At 58.2% G+C, this 17,950-nt stretch carries 15 protein-coding genes and 7 pseudogenes; 11 read left to right on the top strand and 11 right to left on the bottom strand.

The window, feature by feature from the left end:
• Positions 1–13 precede the first annotated feature (13 nt).
• The 9 genes and pseudogenes from CO657_RS27385 (at position 14) to CO657_RS37970 (ending at position 7,261) form a co-directional block, all read left to right on the top strand.
• Positions 14–943, top strand: a complete 930-nt coding sequence (locus CO657_RS27385; RefSeq protein WP_054183830.1) for an electron transfer flavoprotein subunit alpha/FixB family protein — start codon at positions 14–16, stop codon at positions 941–943.
• A gap of 15 nt (positions 944–958) precedes the next feature.
• Positions 959–1,657, top strand: a complete 699-nt coding sequence (locus CO657_RS27380) for a dimethylsulfonioproprionate lyase family protein (protein ID WP_054183964.1) — start codon at positions 959–961, stop codon at positions 1,655–1,657.
• Between the two features lie 99 nt (positions 1,658–1,756).
• Entirely contained in the window at positions 1,757–2,884 is a 1,128-nt protein-coding gene (locus CO657_RS27375) for an S-(hydroxymethyl)glutathione dehydrogenase/class III alcohol dehydrogenase (RefSeq protein WP_012555864.1), read from the top strand.
• Between the two features lie 3 nt (positions 2,885–2,887).
• Positions 2,888–3,724, top strand: a complete 837-nt coding sequence (fghA, locus tag CO657_RS27370) for an S-formylglutathione hydrolase (RefSeq protein WP_054183831.1) — start codon at positions 2,888–2,890, stop codon at positions 3,722–3,724.
• A 55-nt stretch (positions 3,725–3,779) separates the two neighbouring features.
• Complete coding sequence (gfa, locus tag CO657_RS27365; RefSeq protein ID WP_054183832.1) at positions 3,780–4,349, top strand: S-(hydroxymethyl)glutathione synthase; 570 nt, start codon at positions 3,780–3,782, stop codon at positions 4,347–4,349.
• 465 nt (positions 4,350–4,814) lie between these two features.
• Positions 4,815–5,051 (top strand): BrnA antitoxin family protein, encoded by a 237-nt coding sequence (locus CO657_RS27360; protein ID WP_054183833.1) that lies wholly within the window; start codon positions 4,815–4,817, stop codon positions 5,049–5,051.
• Positions 5,052–5,114: 63 nt separating this feature from the next.
• Positions 5,115–5,965, top strand: a pseudogene (locus tag CO657_RS27355) (DDE-type integrase/transposase/recombinase); the annotation flags it as partial.
• A gap of 251 nt (positions 5,966–6,216) precedes the next feature.
• A pseudogene (locus CO657_RS27350) lies at positions 6,217–7,038 on the top strand (ParB/RepB/Spo0J family partition protein); the annotation flags it as partial.
• Between the two features lie 94 nt (positions 7,039–7,132).
• Positions 7,133–7,261 (top strand): hypothetical protein, encoded by a 129-nt coding sequence (locus CO657_RS37970; RefSeq protein ID WP_280950485.1) that lies wholly within the window; start codon positions 7,133–7,135, stop codon positions 7,259–7,261.
• A gap of 412 nt (positions 7,262–7,673) precedes the next feature.
• Here the strand turns inward: CO657_RS37970 and CO657_RS27340 are convergent, their stop codons facing one another.
• From CO657_RS27340 to CO657_RS27295, 8 genes and pseudogenes are all read right to left on the bottom strand, one after another.
• Positions 7,674–8,282, bottom strand: coding sequence for a J domain-containing protein (locus CO657_RS27340; protein ID WP_054183834.1), 609 nt, complete (start codon positions 8,280–8,282; stop codon positions 7,674–7,676).
• A 317-nt stretch (positions 8,283–8,599) separates the two neighbouring features.
• Positions 8,600–9,838, bottom strand: coding sequence for a phosphoglycerate dehydrogenase (gene serA / locus CO657_RS27335; protein ID WP_054183835.1), 1,239 nt, complete (start codon positions 9,836–9,838; stop codon positions 8,600–8,602).
• Positions 9,839–10,227: 389 nt separating this feature from the next.
• Positions 10,228–10,389 (bottom strand): annotated as a pseudogene (locus CO657_RS27330) (COG4315 family predicted lipoprotein); the annotation flags it as partial.
• Between the two features lie 210 nt (positions 10,390–10,599).
• Positions 10,600–10,899, bottom strand: coding sequence for a DUF982 domain-containing protein (locus tag CO657_RS27325; protein ID WP_082366299.1), 300 nt, complete (start codon positions 10,897–10,899; stop codon positions 10,600–10,602).
• Positions 10,900–10,982: 83 nt separating this feature from the next.
• Positions 10,983–11,459, bottom strand: coding sequence for an Hsp20 family protein (locus CO657_RS27320; protein ID WP_054183837.1), 477 nt, complete (start codon positions 11,457–11,459; stop codon positions 10,983–10,985).
• Between the two features lie 231 nt (positions 11,460–11,690).
• Positions 11,691–11,807: pseudogene (locus CO657_RS37620) on the bottom strand (cupin domain-containing protein); the annotation flags it as partial.
• A 114-nt stretch (positions 11,808–11,921) separates the two neighbouring features.
• Positions 11,922–12,302, bottom strand: coding sequence for a response regulator (locus tag CO657_RS27310; RefSeq protein WP_245292986.1), 381 nt, complete (start codon positions 12,300–12,302; stop codon positions 11,922–11,924).
• A gap of 1,239 nt (positions 12,303–13,541) precedes the next feature.
• Positions 13,542–13,868, bottom strand: a complete 327-nt coding sequence (locus CO657_RS27295) for a hypothetical protein (protein WP_425349941.1) — start codon at positions 13,866–13,868, stop codon at positions 13,542–13,544.
• 1,543 nt (positions 13,869–15,411) lie between these two features.
• Here CO657_RS27295 and CO657_RS37615 point away from each other — a divergent pair.
• On the top strand, positions 15,412–15,606 hold the full coding sequence (locus CO657_RS37615; protein WP_003591085.1) for a hypothetical protein: 195 nt from the start codon (positions 15,412–15,414) through the stop codon (positions 15,604–15,606).
• Between the two features lie 232 nt (positions 15,607–15,838).
• On the opposite strand, the pseudogene CO657_RS27275 reads toward CO657_RS37615, so the two are convergent.
• From CO657_RS27275 to CO657_RS27265, 3 genes and pseudogenes are all read right to left on the bottom strand, one after another.
• A pseudogene (locus CO657_RS27275) lies at positions 15,839–16,129 on the bottom strand (DDE-type integrase/transposase/recombinase); the annotation flags it as partial.
• 33 nt (positions 16,130–16,162) lie between these two features.
• Positions 16,163–16,324: pseudogene (locus CO657_RS37610) on the bottom strand (aldehyde dehydrogenase (NADP(+))); the annotation flags it as partial.
• Between the two features lie 196 nt (positions 16,325–16,520).
• Entirely contained in the window at positions 16,521–16,901 is a 381-nt protein-coding gene (locus tag CO657_RS27265; protein WP_054183966.1) for a hypothetical protein, read from the bottom strand.
• 483 nt (positions 16,902–17,384) lie between these two features.
• Between CO657_RS27265 and CO657_RS27260 the strand changes: the two are divergent.
• Positions 17,385–17,564, top strand: a pseudogene (locus CO657_RS27260) (S-(hydroxymethyl)glutathione synthase); the annotation flags it as partial.
• Between the last annotated feature and the right edge of the window lie 386 nt (positions 17,565–17,950).

Genomic DNA, 17,950 nt, shown 5'->3' with positions numbered 1-17,950 from the left:
AGGAGCAACCATCATGACCATTCTTCTTCTGGCCGACCACGACAATGTCAGCCTTTCCGACCAGACCGCCAAGGCGCTGACGGCAGCAAGCCAGATCGGCTCCGATATCCACATCCTCGTTGCCGGCAAGGGCGCCAAGGCTGCGGCCGATGCGGCTGCCAAACTCGCCGGCGTCTCCAAGGTGCTGCTGGCCGAAAGCGACGCGCTTGCCAACAATCTCGCCGAACCGCTTGCCGACCTGATCGTCTCGCTGGCCGGCTCCTACGACACCATCCTCTCGGCCGCCACCTCGGTCGGCAAGAACGTGCTGCCGCGCGTCGCTGCCCTGCTTGATGTCGCCCAGGTCTCGGAGATCATCGAGGTCGTCAGCCCCGATACCTTCAAGCGGCCGATCTATGCCGGCAATGCCATCCAGACGGTACAATCAAGCGATGCCAAGAAGGTCATCACCGTCCGCACCGCCTCGTTTGCCTCAGCAGCTGAAGGCGGTTCCGCAACAGTGGAGACCATCCCGGCGGTCTCCGATCCGGGTCTGTCACGTTTCGTGAAGGATGCGCTGTCGGCCTCCGACCGGCCGGAGCTGACCTCGGCGAAGATCATCCTTTCCGGCGGCCGGGCACTCGGCTCTGCGGAAAAGTTCAAGGAAGTCATCCTACCGCTTGCCGACAAGCTCGGGGCTGCCGTCGGCGCATCGCGTGCGGCCGTCGATGCCGGTTATGCGCCGAATGACTGGCAGGTCGGCCAGACCGGCAAGGTCGTCGCCCCGCAGCTTTATATCGCCGCCGGCATCTCCGGGGCGATCCAGCATCTGGCCGGCATGAAGGACAGTAAGGTGATCGTCGCCATCAACAAGGACGAGGAGGCGCCGATCTTCCAGGTCGCCGACTATGGCCTCGTCGCCGATCTGTTCGAGGCTCTGCCGGAATTGGAAAAGGCGCTCTAAGCGAGGGGATTGAACGTGGCGCGCGCGGTGGGACGTCCAATCAAACGTGGGGCCGATCTTCTTCTGAACGATGAGGAAAAGCCGGCCTATATACGGCTGCACGACATCGGCAGGGAAAGGCGTCCTCGGCCGTTGCAGGAATTCCTGAACGACGTCGGCGGCCTAATGTTGTCGGCCGACGCCCCAGCCGTCGCCAGTTTCGTCGCGGGCAAGGTTCTGCAGAAACTGCTCAAAACCGGCAAGGTGCGTCCTTTGGAGAGCGGGCCTCGTGCCGGCGCGCCGGAAGGGCTTGACGACGCCATCGACCATCTTGCGAAATCAGGACGGAAATACGAGGCGATCGCCGGCCAATTCAGAAGTCTTGCCGACAGCCTGCTCTGGCGGCGCGGCCGCTCGGGCCCGTTTGCAAGCCTGAATTTCGGCAATACGCATTCTCATGCTGTCGTGGTCGGCCCCGGCGGCATGGAGGAGCGCGCCGATCTGAGGGTCGGCGTGATCTATATGGACCGCTACACCCGGTTTCCCGATCATGTTCAGACGCAGCCGCGGGCCTTCATCCTGTTTTCGCCTGGAGAAATCTGCCTTGGCAATTCGCAGTGGTTCTCTGCCGCGACCGGCACTGTTTTCGCAAACGATGCCGGGCAATCATTCGCGATAAGATGCACGGCAAGGCCGCTTCTCGCGGTCTGGTGCCAGGTTGAGCCGGAGACGTGATCGGGTTGGTTTTGGCAGCGATCGGCGAAAGCCGGCGGCGAGGCCAGCCTATCCGAATATCTAGCAGTCAGAATTCAATTTACGAGGAAGGATATCAAGATGGACGTTCGCGCCGCTGTTGCCGTTCAGGCAGGAAAACCGCTCGAAGTGATGACCGTGCAGCTGGAAGGCCCGCGGGCCGGCGAAGTGCTGGTCGAGGTCAAGGCGACCGGCATCTGCCACACCGACGATTTCACCCTGTCGGGCGCCGATCCGGAAGGTCTGTTTCCGGCGATCCTCGGCCATGAGGGTGCCGGTATCGTCGTCGATGTCGGTCCAGGTGTGACCTCGGTCAAGAAGGGCGACCACGTCATCCCGCTCTACACGCCGGAATGCCGCGAATGTTATTCCTGCCTTTCCCGCAAGACCAATCTCTGCACCGCGATCCGATCGACCCAGGGCCAGGGTGTGATGCCGGATGGCACCTCGCGCTTCTCGATCGGCAAGGACAAGATCCATCATTACATGGGCTGCTCGACCTTCGCCAATTTTACCGTGCTGCCGGAGATCGCCCTTGCCAAGGTCAATCCCGACGCGCCCTTCGACAAGATCTGCTATATCGGCTGCGGCGTGACCACCGGCATCGGCGCGGTGATCAACACCGCCAAGGTCGAGATCGGTTCGACGGCGATCGTCTTCGGTCTCGGCGGCATCGGCCTCAACGTGCTGCAGGGCCTCAGGCTTGCCGGCGCCGACATGATCATCGGCGTCGACATCAACAATGACCGCAAGGCCTGGGGCGAAAAGTTCGGCATGACGCATTTCGTCAATCCGAAGGAGGTTGGCGACGACATCGTGCCCCATCTTGTCAATATGACCAAGCGTAATGGCGACCTGATCGGCGGCGCCGACTATACCTTCGACTGCACCGGCAACACCAAGGTGATGCGCCAGGCGCTCGAGGCCTCCCACCGCGGCTGGGGCAAGTCGATCATCATCGGCGTTGCCGGCGCCGGCCAGGAGATCTCCACCCGTCCGTTCCAGCTGGTCACCGGCCGCAACTGGATGGGCACCGCCTTCGGCGGCGCGCGCGGGCGTACCGACGTGCCGAAGATCGTCGACTGGTACATGCAGGGCAAGATCCAGATCGACCCGATGATCACCCACACCATGCCACTCCAAGACATCAACAAGGGCTTCGACATGATGCACAAGGGCGAAAGCATCCGCGGCGTGGTGGTCTACTAAGCCATGAAAACCATCTCGACCGAGAAGTCTCATGGCGGCACTCAAGGGGTCTATGTCAGTCGCTCCGAGGCCTGCGACTGCGACATGACATTTGCGGTATACGTGCCGCCGCAGGCAGCCAAGGGCAATTGCCCGGTGCTGTGGTACCTGTCCGGCCTGACCTGCACGCATGCCAATGTCATGGACAAGGGCGAATATCGGCGGCTTGCCGCCGAGCTCGGACTGATCGTCGTCTGCCCGGATACCAGTCCCCGCGGCGACCACGTTCCGGATGAGCCGGACAATTGGCAGTTCGGCAAGGGGGCCGGCTTTTATGTCGATGCCACCGAGCCGCCGTTTTCAACGAATTATCGCATGTACAGCTACATCGCCGACGAGCTGCCGCGCCTCCTTGCCGCGGAATTTCCCGTCGACATGGACCGCCAGGCAATCTTCGGCCATTCGATGGGCGGACATGGCGCGATCACCATCGCGCTCAAGAACCCGGACCGCTTCAAGAGCTGCTCGGCCTTCGCGCCGATCAGCCATCCCTCGGTCTCCGGCTGGTCGAAACCGGCTTTGCGGAAATATCTTGGGCCCGATGAGAAGACCTGGCGGGCCTATGATGCCTGCTCGTTGATCGAAGACGGTCGCCGGTGCCCGGAACTCTTCGTCGACCAGGGGACGGCCGACAGTTTCCTGGAGGACGGCCTGCGTCCCGACGAGCTCAGGCAGGCCTGCGAGGCAGCGGGCATTCCGCTGACGCTGCGCATGCAGGAAGGCTACGGCCACTCCTACTTTTTCATTTCGACATTCATGGAGGACCATCTGCGCTGGCATGCGCAGAGGTTGGGGAATTGATTGCAGAGCTCGGCCGGGCATAACGCAAACGGCCAAGGAGGGAAGGAGAACATCAATGAGCATAGCCATTCATCCGGCCGTGGATTCAGGCTTTCGAGCGACTGACGCTGCCTTTGCCGGTGGGACGCTGGTGTGCAAATGCGCGAGCAATCCGGTCAAGGTCAGGATCAAGGGCGATATCGCCCACAATCACGCCTGCGGCTGCACCAAATGCTGGAAGCCCGAGGGTGCGGCCTTTTCGGTGGTGGCGGTTGCGCCGACCGAGAACGTCGAAGTGCTCGAGAACGGCAACAAGCTCGCCGTCGTCGATGCCGCGGCCTTGATCCAGCGGCATGCCTGCAAGGAATGCGGCGTGCATATGTACGGGCCGGTCGAGCGCGAACACCCGTTCCAGGGATTGTCCTTCGTCCATCCGGAGCGCTTCCAGGAAACCGGCTGGGCAAAGCCCGGCTTTGCGGCCTTCGTGTCGTCGATCATCGAAAGCGGCTTCGATCCTGCCAAGATGGACGCCGTCAGAGCGCAGCTGAAAGCATCCGGTATCGAACCGTACGATTGCCTCAATCCCGGCCTGATGGATTATATCGCCACCTGGACCGCCAAGAAGAGCGGCGTTCTCGCCTCTTGATGAGATCGACAAAGGCACCGCGCCTGCGATGGCGCGGAGCTCTTTCGCCCTGCACCCACGATACCGGACGGCTTGCCCTCCAGCCATGGCTGCGATCTGTTTGATCTTATGGGCGGGCTGGAAGTCTTGTCCGTGTTCAACAAGCCAACATCAGCGCTAACACGACTGTTTTTCGGTCTGCTGAAACGTAGAACATTCACAACATGAGAATCGGCTACACATCGTGCGGCTCCGGAACGAGGCCCAGCTTTCCAACGCCTTACCAAGCCGGCTGGATTTGGTATCCTCTAATGGTCAAGTGAGATTCGTGGTCGATACAACGCACTGCTGCAGGAGCGGTCGCTTTCTAAAACAGGGGTCGTTGCCATGACCGGAGCAGGTCAACGACCCGGAAGCGTCCCGGCGGACGATCAACCCTTTGAAAGACTGCCTGACCGCGGAATGAGCGAACCATTGGAGAGAAACGTGACCAAAACCCCACGCCGCCCAGTCAATGCGCTTCATGCCGCGGAAGCCTTGTTCAAGCCCGCCAAAAAGGTCGCCGCCGCACCACCCGTCGCGCGGCCGGCGCTGCCGAACGTCAAGGAGCAGGTCACCCTGAAGCTCGACAGCGACGTGCTCGTCTATTTTCAGGAGGATGGCCCGGGCTGGCAAGACCGCATCAATGATGTGCTCCGAGCCGCCATGAGGAACGATCGCTAAGCGGTCATACGGCCGCTGCTTGCATCGTTTGTTTTAAGGATTTCCAGTTCCGGCCGCAGTACGATTGCGGCGGCGCGACGTCCTTATTGGAAATACGCTGAGACGACTGCGGAGGTTTCGAGACGATCGCGGCGGAACCATCGCCCCGGCTCTCAAGGCAAAGGTGGCGCTTGCCGCCGTCAGAGGTTAACAGCGCTTGTGGAATTATCCCTGCAGTTCGACGGACAAGCCAATCAGACTAAACAGTGGAAAGACCAGCTCCTTGAGGGAGCGACAGGCGTTTTCGGCGATGACGCCAAAGCCGAACCGGCGGCTCCGACCGTCGATAATTAAAATCCTGCACGCCAAGATTGGGAGCTGACGTTAGCGAATGTTTTTATCCGGTGCGCTCGGCAAAGCCGGGCTGCTGAGCGGAAAGGAATGATCAACCGCGAGCACAAACTGTCCGTTGTCCGCCAGGCGAAGCTTCTCGGCTTCAGTCACGGCGGCTCCATGTTGCGACGCTGATGAAGAAGATGGGCATTGAGGCGATTTACTGTCGTCCCAACGCGTCTAAACCTGCGCCTGGTCAGTCTATTGCTCGGGAAGCTGGCGGTCACCAGACCCACCCAGGTGTGGGCATTGGACCTGACGTACATCCCCATGGCGGGGGGCTTCGTCTTTCTCTTCGTTATCGTTGATCGGTTCTGTCGTGGCGGCTATCGATCACGATGAAGACGGCCTTCGAGGCGGATGAGGAAGCTCTTTGCCGATATGACAAGCCAGACATCTTCAATACTGACCGGGGGTCGCAGTTTACCTCAATCGACTTCACGGCGGTGCTGAAGAAGGCCGGGATTGAAATCTCGATGGATGGCCAGGGTGCACGGCGCGACAACGTCTTCGTCGAGCGGCTCTGGCGTTCGATCAAATACGGATAGGATTCTTTGGCACTGAGCATGAGCATGCGAGGAACTGTCTTTCAGTGAAACAGCGAAAGAGCGAAAGAGCATACTCGGCTCGGCTCCCTGCGAGAGTGGCGAGGGCGGCTCAGGGAGCGGCGCGACCGGCGAGACTAGTGCTGGCCAGTTAGCGAGGAGGAGAGAGGAAGAGGAGGGAAGGGAAAGCTGTGACGGATTGACAGGATTGGAGAGAGGCTCCAGCCGGTCCGTCATGGAGAAATGACATGGCCAAAGCCATTCAGAAAATCACCCTCAACCGATCGGAAGACATCGCTTTCGACAAGCTCGTGCTCTCGCAGAAAAACGTCCGCAACATCAAGACGGGAGTGTCGATTGAGGATCTTGCTGAGGATATCGCCCGTCGCAAACTCCTCCAGAGCCTGAGCGTCCGCCCGGTTCTCGCTGAGGCCGGAGAGGAGACCGGCACCTACGAAGTTCCCGCCGGCGGCCGGCGCTATCGGGCACTCGAACTGCTCGTGAAGCAGAAGCGCATGGCGAAGGATGAGCCGATCCCGTGCGTCGTCAAGCGAGGCGACGAGACATCGGCCGAAGAAGACTCCCTTGCCGAAAACGTTCAGCGCGTCGGCCTGCATCCGCTCGATCAGTTCCGAGTCTTCCAGACGCTGCGGGAACAGGGACTCGATGAGGAAGAGATCGCCGCGCGGTTCTTCGTCTCGGTCGCCACGGTGAGGCAGCGCCTGCGGCTTGCGACCGTCTCGCCGCGGCTTCTCGATCTCTACACCGAAGACGTAATGAAGCTCGAGCAGATCATGGCGTTCTCGATCACCAACGATCATGTCCGCCAGGAGCAGGTCTGGGATACGATCTCGCGGTCGCACAGCCGCGAGCCATATTATATCCGCCGGCTGCTGACCGAAACCGCGATCCGCGCCAGTGACCGCCGCGCCGTCTATGTCGGCGTCAATATGTATGAAGCTGCCGGCGGCGTGCTCATGCGTGATCTATTCGAGCAAGATCAGGGTGGATGGCTGCAGGATCCGGCGCTGCTTGAGCAGCTCGCGCTCGAAAAACTCAAGGCCGCCGCAGTTGACAGCAGAAACCTATGTGTCGGCTTATCTTGCAGATGTCGATGGGTGGTGGTGGTCGACGAGTTTGCATCATGATCTGCGAGGCGTCATATTGAAACGCGTTCTCGCCATTGTTGCGAAAGCGAAGCTGCCCGAGCATGAAAAGGCACTGGGCCAGTTGGGCGTCGATCCGTTGGAGAATATGATGTCCGACACTCTGCTCGATATCCTGGGGCCTTGATGCCGTTCTCTCCCGCAATGTGCTACGCCCTTGGCAATGTACGGATGGAGGTTGAGCCGCCTGCGCTGCACCGTCGTTTGAACGCGATGATCGCGGGATCACAGCGCAAGAATCCCTGATGCAAGCAGAGTACGAGCAGGCGGACCGACTTCACTCGTTAAGCTGAAACTCTTGCGGTTAAGCCCCAAGCGACAAATGCCCAAATCCGAAAAGAAGATCAGGGGGCTTGGCTGCCAAAGCCCGCCGTACTAGACAGAGATCGTGCAAGCCCCGCTTGCAGATTTAAGGTCGATCGATCGGCGGTTGGACCAAGGTTTCAACACAATGGGGTGTCGGTTTCAAGATCGGGGCCCGCTCGTGCGGCCGGGCAGGTAGTCGAGGCTGAGCCGCTGCTCGCCAGCGCTCTTTTTGTTCAGCAAAAGCCGTTCAATTTTAGGATCTTATAGGCGTCGATCGCAGCCCGAAGCTCGTCCTCCGAATTCCGATCTCCGCTGTTGGCGTCAGGATGGTGCATCTTTAGCTCCTGCTGATAGCGGCTTCTGATTTGCTCGGGGCTTGCCTCCGCCAGAAGGCCGAGTGTTTCGAACGCTTTGGCCTCCAGCACTTTCAGCTTGCGTCGTTGGAGATCCGCTCTTGCCGCCTGACGTTCTGCAGCGTTTCTGCGGGCATTCATCGCCTTTGCAGAACCAGATCGGACCGTGAAGGGGAGCGCTGCCTCCGCCGGCTGACGGATCCTGCTTCCCCATGTCGGACGGGCGCCGCTTGCCGCTTCTCTCTGATAGCGAGCGACGACAGGATCGGACAGATTGCTCGCAAAATTGTAGCCTCTGCCATAGTCCTTCATATGCTCGGCACAGAAGAGCAGATACAATCCCTCTGCATCCCGTCCAACGGGAGCGCGGTGAATACCGCCCTTTTGGCACCCGTCCCATTGGCATTTGGGACCATCCGGCTCCCGGTTCGAATCTGTCTTCTTGCGGAGAGGTCGCAAGCCAACGAATATCTTGGAATCTGAATTCATCGCGCCTTATATGACTGCTTCCGTGACGCTAACAAGGCAAAGGCAAGGCAAGGCGAATGCAGGACGGGCCGTCTGCTGAGAGGATGGCTGCGGATGGCGGCCTCCGCCTCAAAACGGAACGCGATGGCGCGGGGCAGTCGGTCCAGCCTGCGCTAACACGCCAACTCCTGCGGCTGCCGTCCCTCGCGCCCTCGTGTGACGCGAATTCCCGCATTCCCGCACATTTGGTGCAGGCGCTAGTTCCAATAAAGGTTTCTGCGAGTTCAGCTATAACAGCTATGCCAGAACACTTGGGCGAGTGATAGCTCCCACCGGCGTCAATAAACCAATCGGGCCCGTATCGTTCCTGGAATCTGGCGAAGCGCATTAAGGATATCATCGGCCGTCTGGCCGACGCCCTCGACTTCAATGACCACGTAACCCATTACGCCGTGTGTCTGCAGGAACTCTCCGACGATATTAAGTCCACGCGACGAAAAAATCGTGTTCAGACTGTTTAGGATGCCAGGACGATTCTCATGAACATGGATGAATCGCGTGCCGTTTGGGCGTGGCGGCAGCTGCACCTGGGGAAAATTGACCGCGCCTAGAGTAGAGCCGACGTCGGAATACTCCACAAGCTTCCTGGAGACTTCCCCGCCGATGCGCTCCTGGGCTTCTTCGGTCGAGCCGCCAATATGCGGCGTCAGAATGACATTATCCAAACCTTGGAGGGGCGTTTCGAAACGCTCGTTGTTTGATGCCGGCTCCTTCGGGAACACGTCCACGGCTGCGCCTGCCAGGTGTCCTTCCTTCAAAACCTTCGCAAGCGCTTCGAGATCCACCACGGTCCCGCGGGAGTTATTGATGAAAAGCGCTCCCTTTTTCATTTTGCGCAGCTCGGCCTCGGCTATCATGTTTTGCGTCGAACTGGTTTCGGGAACATGCATAGTCACGAAATCCGAGATTTCGAGAAGCTCGCCGAGCGTGGCCATCGATTCTGAATTGCCGTGGCGAAGCTTGTCTGAAGGATCAAAATAGCGCACGTTCATGCCCATGCTTTCCGCAAGAACGCTAAGCTGCGAACCAATGTTGCCGTAGCCCACGATGCCAAGCGTTTTTCCGCGCATCTCACGACTACCAACCGCGGATTTGTCCCATCCGCCTTCATGGGCGGAAGCCGAACGTGGGAAAATCCGCCTGGTCAGCATGATGATTTCACCGATTACAAGCTCTGCGACTGAGCGCGTATTCGAATAGGGCGCGTTGAACACGGGAATCCCGCGTCGGCGGGCCGCGTCCAGGTCGACCTGATTTGTTCCTACAGAAAAGCAGCCGACGGCAATGAGCTTCTTGGCGGAGCTGAAAATTTCCTCTGTGAGCTGCGTGCGTGAACGAATTCCGATGATATGCGCTTCGGCTATATGACTTTTGAGATCCTTGTCATCCAGGGCCTTCGGCAAGTGAGTGAGATTGACATAGCCGGAAGACGCAAAGTAGTCCACCGCGCTCTGACTGATCCCTTCCAATAGAAGGACCGAGATCCGATCACGAGGAAGAGAAAGTTGTCCGGTCATTGAATTGCCTTCGATTCTCGAATTCTATTGCCGAGGTCGCTTGTCCCACACAAAGCTCACCACCACGCAACATGCCTTAGCGACCATCCAATGGACAGCGCAAGAACAAACTCAGTTCCGTCGACAGACATGAGGTTCTGTTGTCGCGATTCAGTTGTATTCGCGCGACCATTCGGGGCCGGATGGTGAAGCAAAAGAGACCACGATAGCGCGACGATCAGGATGAGACGCTTGAAGAGGTTGTGATGCAGATGCCGGTTCCGAAAACGCCGGCGATGGGGTGATTGTCTCGATGTCGGATTGGGATGAGGCGCGTCGCGGATAGATCGTCGCCCTCATCCCCGGTTTCGAGCCTTTGAAATCAGCGCGAAAGGCTCTGGTGCGAAGGGCTACTTGGCGACATGCCAAACGCCGCCGACGCCATCGCCGGTCATATCGCCAGGCTTCTTATCCCCGGCGAAGGTGTAAAGCGGCTTCCCTTCGTAAGCCCACATCTCCTTGCCGTCGGCCGCCTTGACGAGTGACCATTCGCCTTCGGCCTTGGCCTTGGCCACCGGGCGCGCGACCTCTACGCCAAACGCCGTGCGGCACTGATCGAGGCGCTCGCCGAGCGCGGCGTCGAGGCTGCCCATGGAGGTGGTCTTTGCGCCTGGGTCCCGGTGTCCTCGGAACCGTTGGGGCGTTGCTCGCCGGGCGCATGCGATAGATTGCAACCATGGTTTATGCTTGTCTGCCGGATCACAGACGATGGCGCAATGAGATCATCGCAGGTGCGGGTCGCTGCTGTGCCGGTTGCGTGATGTCACCACGGCACTGATCTCGGGAGCGAGCAGATCGTGTTTCTCAGCAAAAACGACAAACACGCTACGGGCAGTCTCCGCCTCTATTTCGCCCGCAAGCGCTGCCTTGCAGGTTTTTACGGCAACGGCATGAGCTGGATCATCATTCAGATTTGACCATTCCAGCAGAAGCCGATAGGCATGCATGACTGTGGAGACCCGCGTCGGAATACCGAGACCGACCAGAACCGTTACAGGTGTTCTAAACATATCGGGTTTCATGGCGCACTCCTTTCAAAAGCCCGATTGTTAAAGAGAGGGTAGGCAGGGCGCTGGTTCCCAGCGCCACTGCGATGATCAAGCCCTCAGGCGGCTTTCTGAGTTTCGATCTGCGGTGCACTCGCTGATTTTGCAAGTTGCGCATTCGTCTGAATATCGATCTTCCGTGGCTTCATCGCCTCGGGAATTTCTCGAACCAGATCGATGGACAAGAGACCGTTGGTTAAATCAGCACCGGAGACCCGGACGTGATCGGCCAATTCGAAACGGTGTTCGAATGGCCGGCCGGCAATCCCGCGATGCAGATAGCTTTCGCTTTGCGTTTCGCCTTTGTTTCCGATGATCGTCAACAGGTTTGACTGGAATGTGAGGTTAAGATCATCCTGCGAGAAGCCGGCGACGGCGACAGTGATGCGATAGGTGTCCTCACCCGACTTGATGATATCGTAAGGCGGCCAATCGCTGATCGAGCGGGCCCGCTGCGCGTTTTCCAGAAGGTTAAAGACCCTATCGAAGCCAACGCTCGAGCGGAAAAGCGGTGCATAGTCGTAAGATGTTGCCATAGCCATATCCTCCTTGAAGCAACATGGTACGAAGACGCCGGACAACCGACGCCTTTGCTGTCGCTGGCCCTTGTGGCATCCAGCGAAAATTATCTGGTTGTCGGAGTTTTGGTTTCAAGGCATCGATGAGGAAAAATTTTCGGGAATTTTCTTGGTCCTTTAACAGGGGCATGGTGTATCTGTTCAAGGCCCCGGATTTGAGAGCGTGTTCAACAACTTAGACTTACGACTTCACGCTATTTCCTCTTGAAGTATTTTCACGGGCCGATCCCATTGGATCAGCACGACGCTGCCGATATCGCGCCAGACGGAATGCTCGCTGCAAGGCGCATTGACGATAAAGCTGCCGCGTCGCGTCATGGCGAAAGGGGTCGAATTCGAGCGTCCTCCATCGGCCCGATTTTTCAGTCTGTCACAGAGATAGGCCAGCGAAACGGCGCTCGCGTTTCTGCCTTGCAGACCTCATTGTGGGGACGAGACTTCTTGTCGATGTTCGAATTCGATTAGGAGCTTGAAGCATGTCATTAAGTGCTCGGTCGCGTATGGTTTGCTGAGAAATCTAAAGCGTTGCGGTAGCAGCGACTGTCGCAGACTTACGACCCCGGACGTCATAACAATCGCTAGCTTTGGCCATCTTGCATGAACGCGCACCGCGAGTTGGACACCATCTATCGGGCCTTTCATATTAACGGATGTGAACACCAGACTGACGTCGTCCCGTCTTTCCAGGATCTCCAGCGCATCTGCGCCATTAGAAGCCTCGATTGTCCCATAGCCGGACTCTTTACACGCGGTTACCGCCTCTGCGCGGATGCCCCGGTTCTCTTCTACAATCAGGATCACGTGTTTTTGATCATGGCCGTCTAACAAGATGATTATCCAGCAAAGAGTTTAGCGACGAAAGTATCAAATCATCAATGTTGCGCCGCAGCAACCGGCTATTGGCATGCCATGCAATTAAATGGTAGCAGGAGTGGGTGTCCCCTGCCGCGCGACTTCGCGAAAGTCGGCTTCATCCAACAGAATGGTTCTCCCCAGGCCACAGGATACTGCTTTGACGTATCATCGGGAAAGCTCCTCCCGGAAGAGCTGGTTGACATGGATGCCGACGGCGCACGCAATATCCGAGATCGCCGCATGGGGATCAATACGCTGCAACGGGAATGCGCCCGTTTGTTCCTCCCGTCGGCGATGCCAGTCGAAAGGCTCAATGACATATATTTAGCCCTGGCGGGTGGCTCGGAGGGCTCGTTAAAAACCTGGTTATAATTTATGCAGACCCGACAGGTAGCAATGCTTCTGCATCATAGCTGCGCTGCAGCATAAGCGCTGGTGAACGATAATGCCGGGCGTATGATGAGCAGATCGAAGCCATGCACCTCCTCCCGCAGGGCTTCGAATCAGGCGCCTCACTCCTCCTCCCAAGGGACGCCTGAGGGAACAGCGGCATCTCCTCCCAGTCGCTGTTCGGTTTCGTATAAGAGCCTGCCGCACCTCCTCCCGCGGCAGGCTTTTTCATTTTCGGTTCGGCATCAGACACCGCGGGGAGTTTAGACACTGTGCATCCCGCGGTTTCGTCTCCTGTCAGCGTTGGATCAGCGCCGGCCGCCCTGGTTTGATAGCGACTGAGCCGCTCCAAAAACCGCAGATATGTTACGATGCAATGTACTGGCGTGCTGCGCGTCGCCGGAGTAAAGGCCGGGCATGTCAGGAGTTATGAGTTTAACGCCGACATTCGAACCCCAAACACGCCACGCTTAAAGTTTAAGACTGTTACTAGCGATACTGCGCTTCTGGCGCGGCATTCTTATCGCTCGAAACTCTCGCTCAGCGAGGCGACGCCATTGAGTTTCGCAGGCGGCGATCCGCCGAGATGATGTCGAGCACGATGATTGTCACACGTAGGGCAGGCATGCGAGCAGTTGCGAGGGAACGTCGAGCCCTGGTGCCTGCGCGACAAGCCCCTCTGTGCTCGGCGCCGAACAAGAGCGATCGGGCCAATCCTGCATTGAAAGGATCGTTCGCCCGCGCGCTTCAATGATCGGCGGGAGGATTATCGGCATCCAGGCGCAGCGCGAGCTGTCAAAGCCGGTCGATTGCCGTTGACCTGATGACGATCTCGTTTTGCTCGAAACGGATCTCCAAGGTCTTCCGATAAGATGCCCACCACTGCCGGTCGAGATTGCTCGCCATCACTTCGACCACGATGATATGGTCTATTTCTACGGAACCACCCTCGGTCCATATCCCCTCCGCCGGAACATTTGCATATATGGTTACGCCCCCAAACTTTTCGGCCAGCTCACTGCGCACGGCATCGAACCGTCCATGGGCGTCACCGGGGGACACTGGCAGCAAGATCTCAATCAAAAAGGCCATCTTACCCGCTTTCATGAGGGGCGTGATCACGTCACCTTTCGCACGCTGAACGGCAAAATCACACTGCCGATACATTCCCGTTCAGCTCGGCTGACAAAGGAGTCGTCCCCAGGCCGGATTCCATTCCACTCCTTCGGCCAATTCCACGAACACGAGATGAGTGCTGTTGCCATTGTGGGACTCCGCCAGCTTGAACGCCGCTTCTAGCTCCATCTCTCGCCGGGAAATATCGTATCGTCTTTGTCCTTCTCCGCGACTCTTCGAACGTAGCCCCCGATTTCCTTTCCCGAGTAGTCACAATCAATGAGCCGAGGGGGCGAGACCCGAACAATAACGTATATACTCCGGAGCTTCCGCCGGATGGGGCCCGACGTCTGCGGCCTTAACCACTGAGCGAGATCTCTCCCACATTCAAGTCGGAGGGTGCAAATCCCTGCCGTCGACAATGTTAGAGGTCGCCTTCAATACGCCTACACTCCAACTTTGTTCTGCGATGGCAAACGGACTTTGGTCCGACGTAGGCCCTCTACTTTCGTAGGGGGGTTGGCTCGAACGAAATTCAGGATTGTCTTGCGACGCCGACACTTCGCAGCCTTTTGCGGACTTCGTCAATGAACGACGGCATTACCGGAATACCGGCTTTCTCCGCATCGCGAATAAGTGCGGCACGCGCTGTCTTGGATATTGCCTTTGAATGGCTAGGCATGTTTTCACGGCCCCGATGTATTCCTTGCCATCGTCAGTCGGACATGCTGCGATAAGGGCCTCCGCGACCTCCCCAAGAGATCGGATCAGCCGATGTTTAGTCTGGCCGCTCATCACAAGCTTAAGATGAGCGAAATCTTCGCTTCTATCCCGGCTCGTTGCATGAATAGCCGCCATTTACTCTCAAAAAGCGACGCCCGACATCGATTGATAAAGCTTCACCAGGGAGGTTCTGACTGGAGACAGCAACATTGCTAAAACCTCCCTGGTGTCCTTTGAACAAGGATTAGGAAAATCTAAGCGGGATCGCGCGGGGGGAAAGATGGACTTAGGTCCGACTGGCGATCTTGGGACTCACTTCGGGCAGGATCGGAGGCTGGATGAAGTTCGGCAGAACCTTGGGATCAGGCGCGCCAGACTGCACTCGCTCGGTCGCGCGAGCGTTGGTGGGCCCTTGACGTCGCGACTAGCAAGTAGCTGTCGGCGAACCCGGGGGCTTACGCCGGGCGGCGTGAAATGGCGCGGGCTGCGGTTTTGGAGCAACGACCGCTCCATGCTCGCCAGAGGAAGACCCCGCCTGAGCGGGGATAGTGAGGGGGGTGGTTTCTTAGCTGCGCCTGTGGCGACGCAACCTCCATTTTGACCGATCTTTCCTCATTTTGCAATAATTAGTGATGGCTAAAATATATATCTGCCCAAGTGCTTATGCAGAAAGGATGCGGTTTCGTACCAACCAGACGGTGGTCATTCAATTTCTGATATTACTGTATCGGCCGCTCAGCGATCTGCTAAACCCGAAGCATTTACTTCTCCTGTGCGTTGGGTGGCCGCTGATCTTTAATAATTACCTCGCGGAAAGAGGGCGACGGTGGCTCCATTTCAGACCGCGCAACACGTATTTGATGAAGTCGAATTAGCTCTCTGTCAGCGCGTATTTGACCGTGTTAGCTCCCTGAAACGTGTTACGAGAGACGCCGAGCGTGAGGAATTGGCGAGCCGGATTATCCAGTCATTTCGACATGGGGTGAAGGACGAGGAATCCTTGGTGCGGCTCTTTATATGAAATCTAGAATGGTGCGGAACGCGCGGGACCTAAACCGGTTGGATCGATCGGCCCAGAGCGATCGCAGTTCCTGCCGCATGATGCGCTGCAACTCTGGTGTTTCGCCCAACTGCCCCTCGGTGTTCGATATCATTGGTGGCGCAGGTGTATTCGAAGGCATGGGCCCAGATACGTTCGCCATTGGCGATCGCTTCTTGATCAGCGGCACAGCGGACCCTCCAGCGCCGGGCGTAGTGAACTGGATCCCGTTGTCGGTGAGCACGGTGTGGATCTTGTAGGGGACGGCTGCAATTAAGCGCAGGTGGAACTCGCGCGAGATGGCGGTGGTGGCCTTCTCGTGCAGTTCGACGAAGGCAAACTTTGGTGCGATCGATGGCAACGAACATATGCAGCTTGCCTTGTTCGGTGCGCACCTCGGCAATGTCGATGTGGAGTAGCCGATCGGGTAGCTCTTGAACTTCTTCTTCGCCGGCCTGTCGCCGTCGACATCCAGCAAGCGGCCGATGCCGTGACGCTGCAAGCACAGTGTAGTGCATTTTGCGACTGCAGCGACCTGCTACCGGAGTGGCTTCGGCAGGATTTCGCTCGGAAAATCCTGAGAGGAGACCGGCCGAAGAAATCCATAGATTGCCAACGTTCCAACTGATGTCGACCTGCCGTCAGCGGTCACCGGGTAGGGGCCGCCGTGCACCATAGCAAGGGACACTTCGCCCCCCGACGACCGCATCGCCGAAGGTTACAGGGGCCTGAGCGACGCCGTGCATTTCGAACGGCTGAAGACGGCCTTGTTCCGGACGCGAGAGCGAACCCGTTTCGACCAGGCTGCCGCCGACCGCATCCTACCGGCGTCGCTCCGAAGCGAAGGCCAATGTTCAGCCAGTGTGATCGGCATTCGGCCCGAGCACGGCGCGATCCTATTTTTCAGCGCGGTTGAGAAGAATTCGCATTTCATCGAAGCGCCGCTTGCGGTCACCGTCATCGCCGTTCGGTGAATAGCACGTGCTCGATACGCAGAAGCGCGCCAGGTTGTGCGGCTTGTCCGCCTTGTCGAACTCGCATTCGAATATGTCGGTCATTTCGGCCGGCGGCGTTCCCTGCCGCGTTGAATACGACATGCGGACGCCCGGCGGCTTCAACTCGGGAAAGGATTGCACGGTGCCGATAGTGAGCTGATCCGTCATGAAGAAGCTCTTTGCGACGGATTTGCAGGTATCCTCGAGCTCAGGCGACTGCGCCATCGCATTTGCGGGCAAGGCGAACGCGCCTATGGCGAATAGTATGATCGGCTTCCGCACTGCTACTTCCTCCGCTGTCTCTGTCGATTGAGGTAGAGCGGTGAGACCAAAAGCAAATAGTGGTCTGACTGCGGTGAAATCCAAACCAGCCATGTCCGCTGCTGCATCGCGGATGGCTGGCGCGGTACGGTCATAACCGATCTGATCGCCATAGCCGATCGTGATATATTTCGGCATACAAACGCCTTTCTGCCGCATTTCTTCCTTCGCGATCTCGGTCTTGTCGGCGGCGACGCCCAGCGCCTTCAGTAAGGCGGCCATTGACGTTGCGGCACTCGACGGTTCGACATGGTTTCTCCAAGGGTTCAGAAAGTTGAACGGTCGGCCTTCCGGGTTCGGGGCCCCGCGGTGGCAAGGCCCATGACAATCGATATGTCGTTCACAGCGAGGCCGAAGTAGTAAGTGTCACGCTCTTGCTTTCTACCGCGGCTTAGCGCGAGGAACTGGTTCCCCATGTCCACGAAAACCACCTGCTGGACACCTCCGGAGCGCTTCCAGGAAAGCGGCTGGGTGAAGCCCGGTTTTGCCGCCTTCGTGTCATCGATCATCGAAAGCGGCTTTGATCCTGCGAAAATGGACGCCGTCAGAGCGCAGTTGAAGGCATCCGGGATCGAGCCGTACGATTGCCTCAACCCTGGCCTGATGGACTATATCGCCACCTGAACGGCCAAGAAGAGCGGCGTTCTCGCCTCGTAATCCATAGGGGAGCGCCGACCTCGGCGCTCCCCGACCCCCGCCGCTGTCCGGATATCGATATATCCCCGCGATGGCCGCGCACCGCCGGCTTGCCGGCGGCCACACTCGGACGCCTAATGATCGATGAATGCAAAGAGCGCATCGATGTCGGTTGAAGAGAATTCTCCCGACCTGCCACGATTACCCGCCCGGAAAGAAACCGGAGATGCCGCCGCGGAGCTTTCCGCTGTGGATGTCTGTTCTCACCATCAGCCGCATCAAGTCTCCTGCCTTCAGGAGAGCCGCTCGCCCCTCGCAGTTGCGGATTATTGTGTATCCTGAGAATAATTACTGTGTACGCAAAGTACACAATT

Origin of the sequence: Rhizobium acidisoli, from assembly GCF_002531755.2 — a bacterium.
Lineage (GTDB): Bacteria > Pseudomonadota > Alphaproteobacteria > Rhizobiales > Rhizobiaceae > Rhizobium > Rhizobium acidisoli.
Note: the sequence above shows the minus strand (reverse complement) of the source record. Positions and strands in the feature narration are given on the sequence as shown.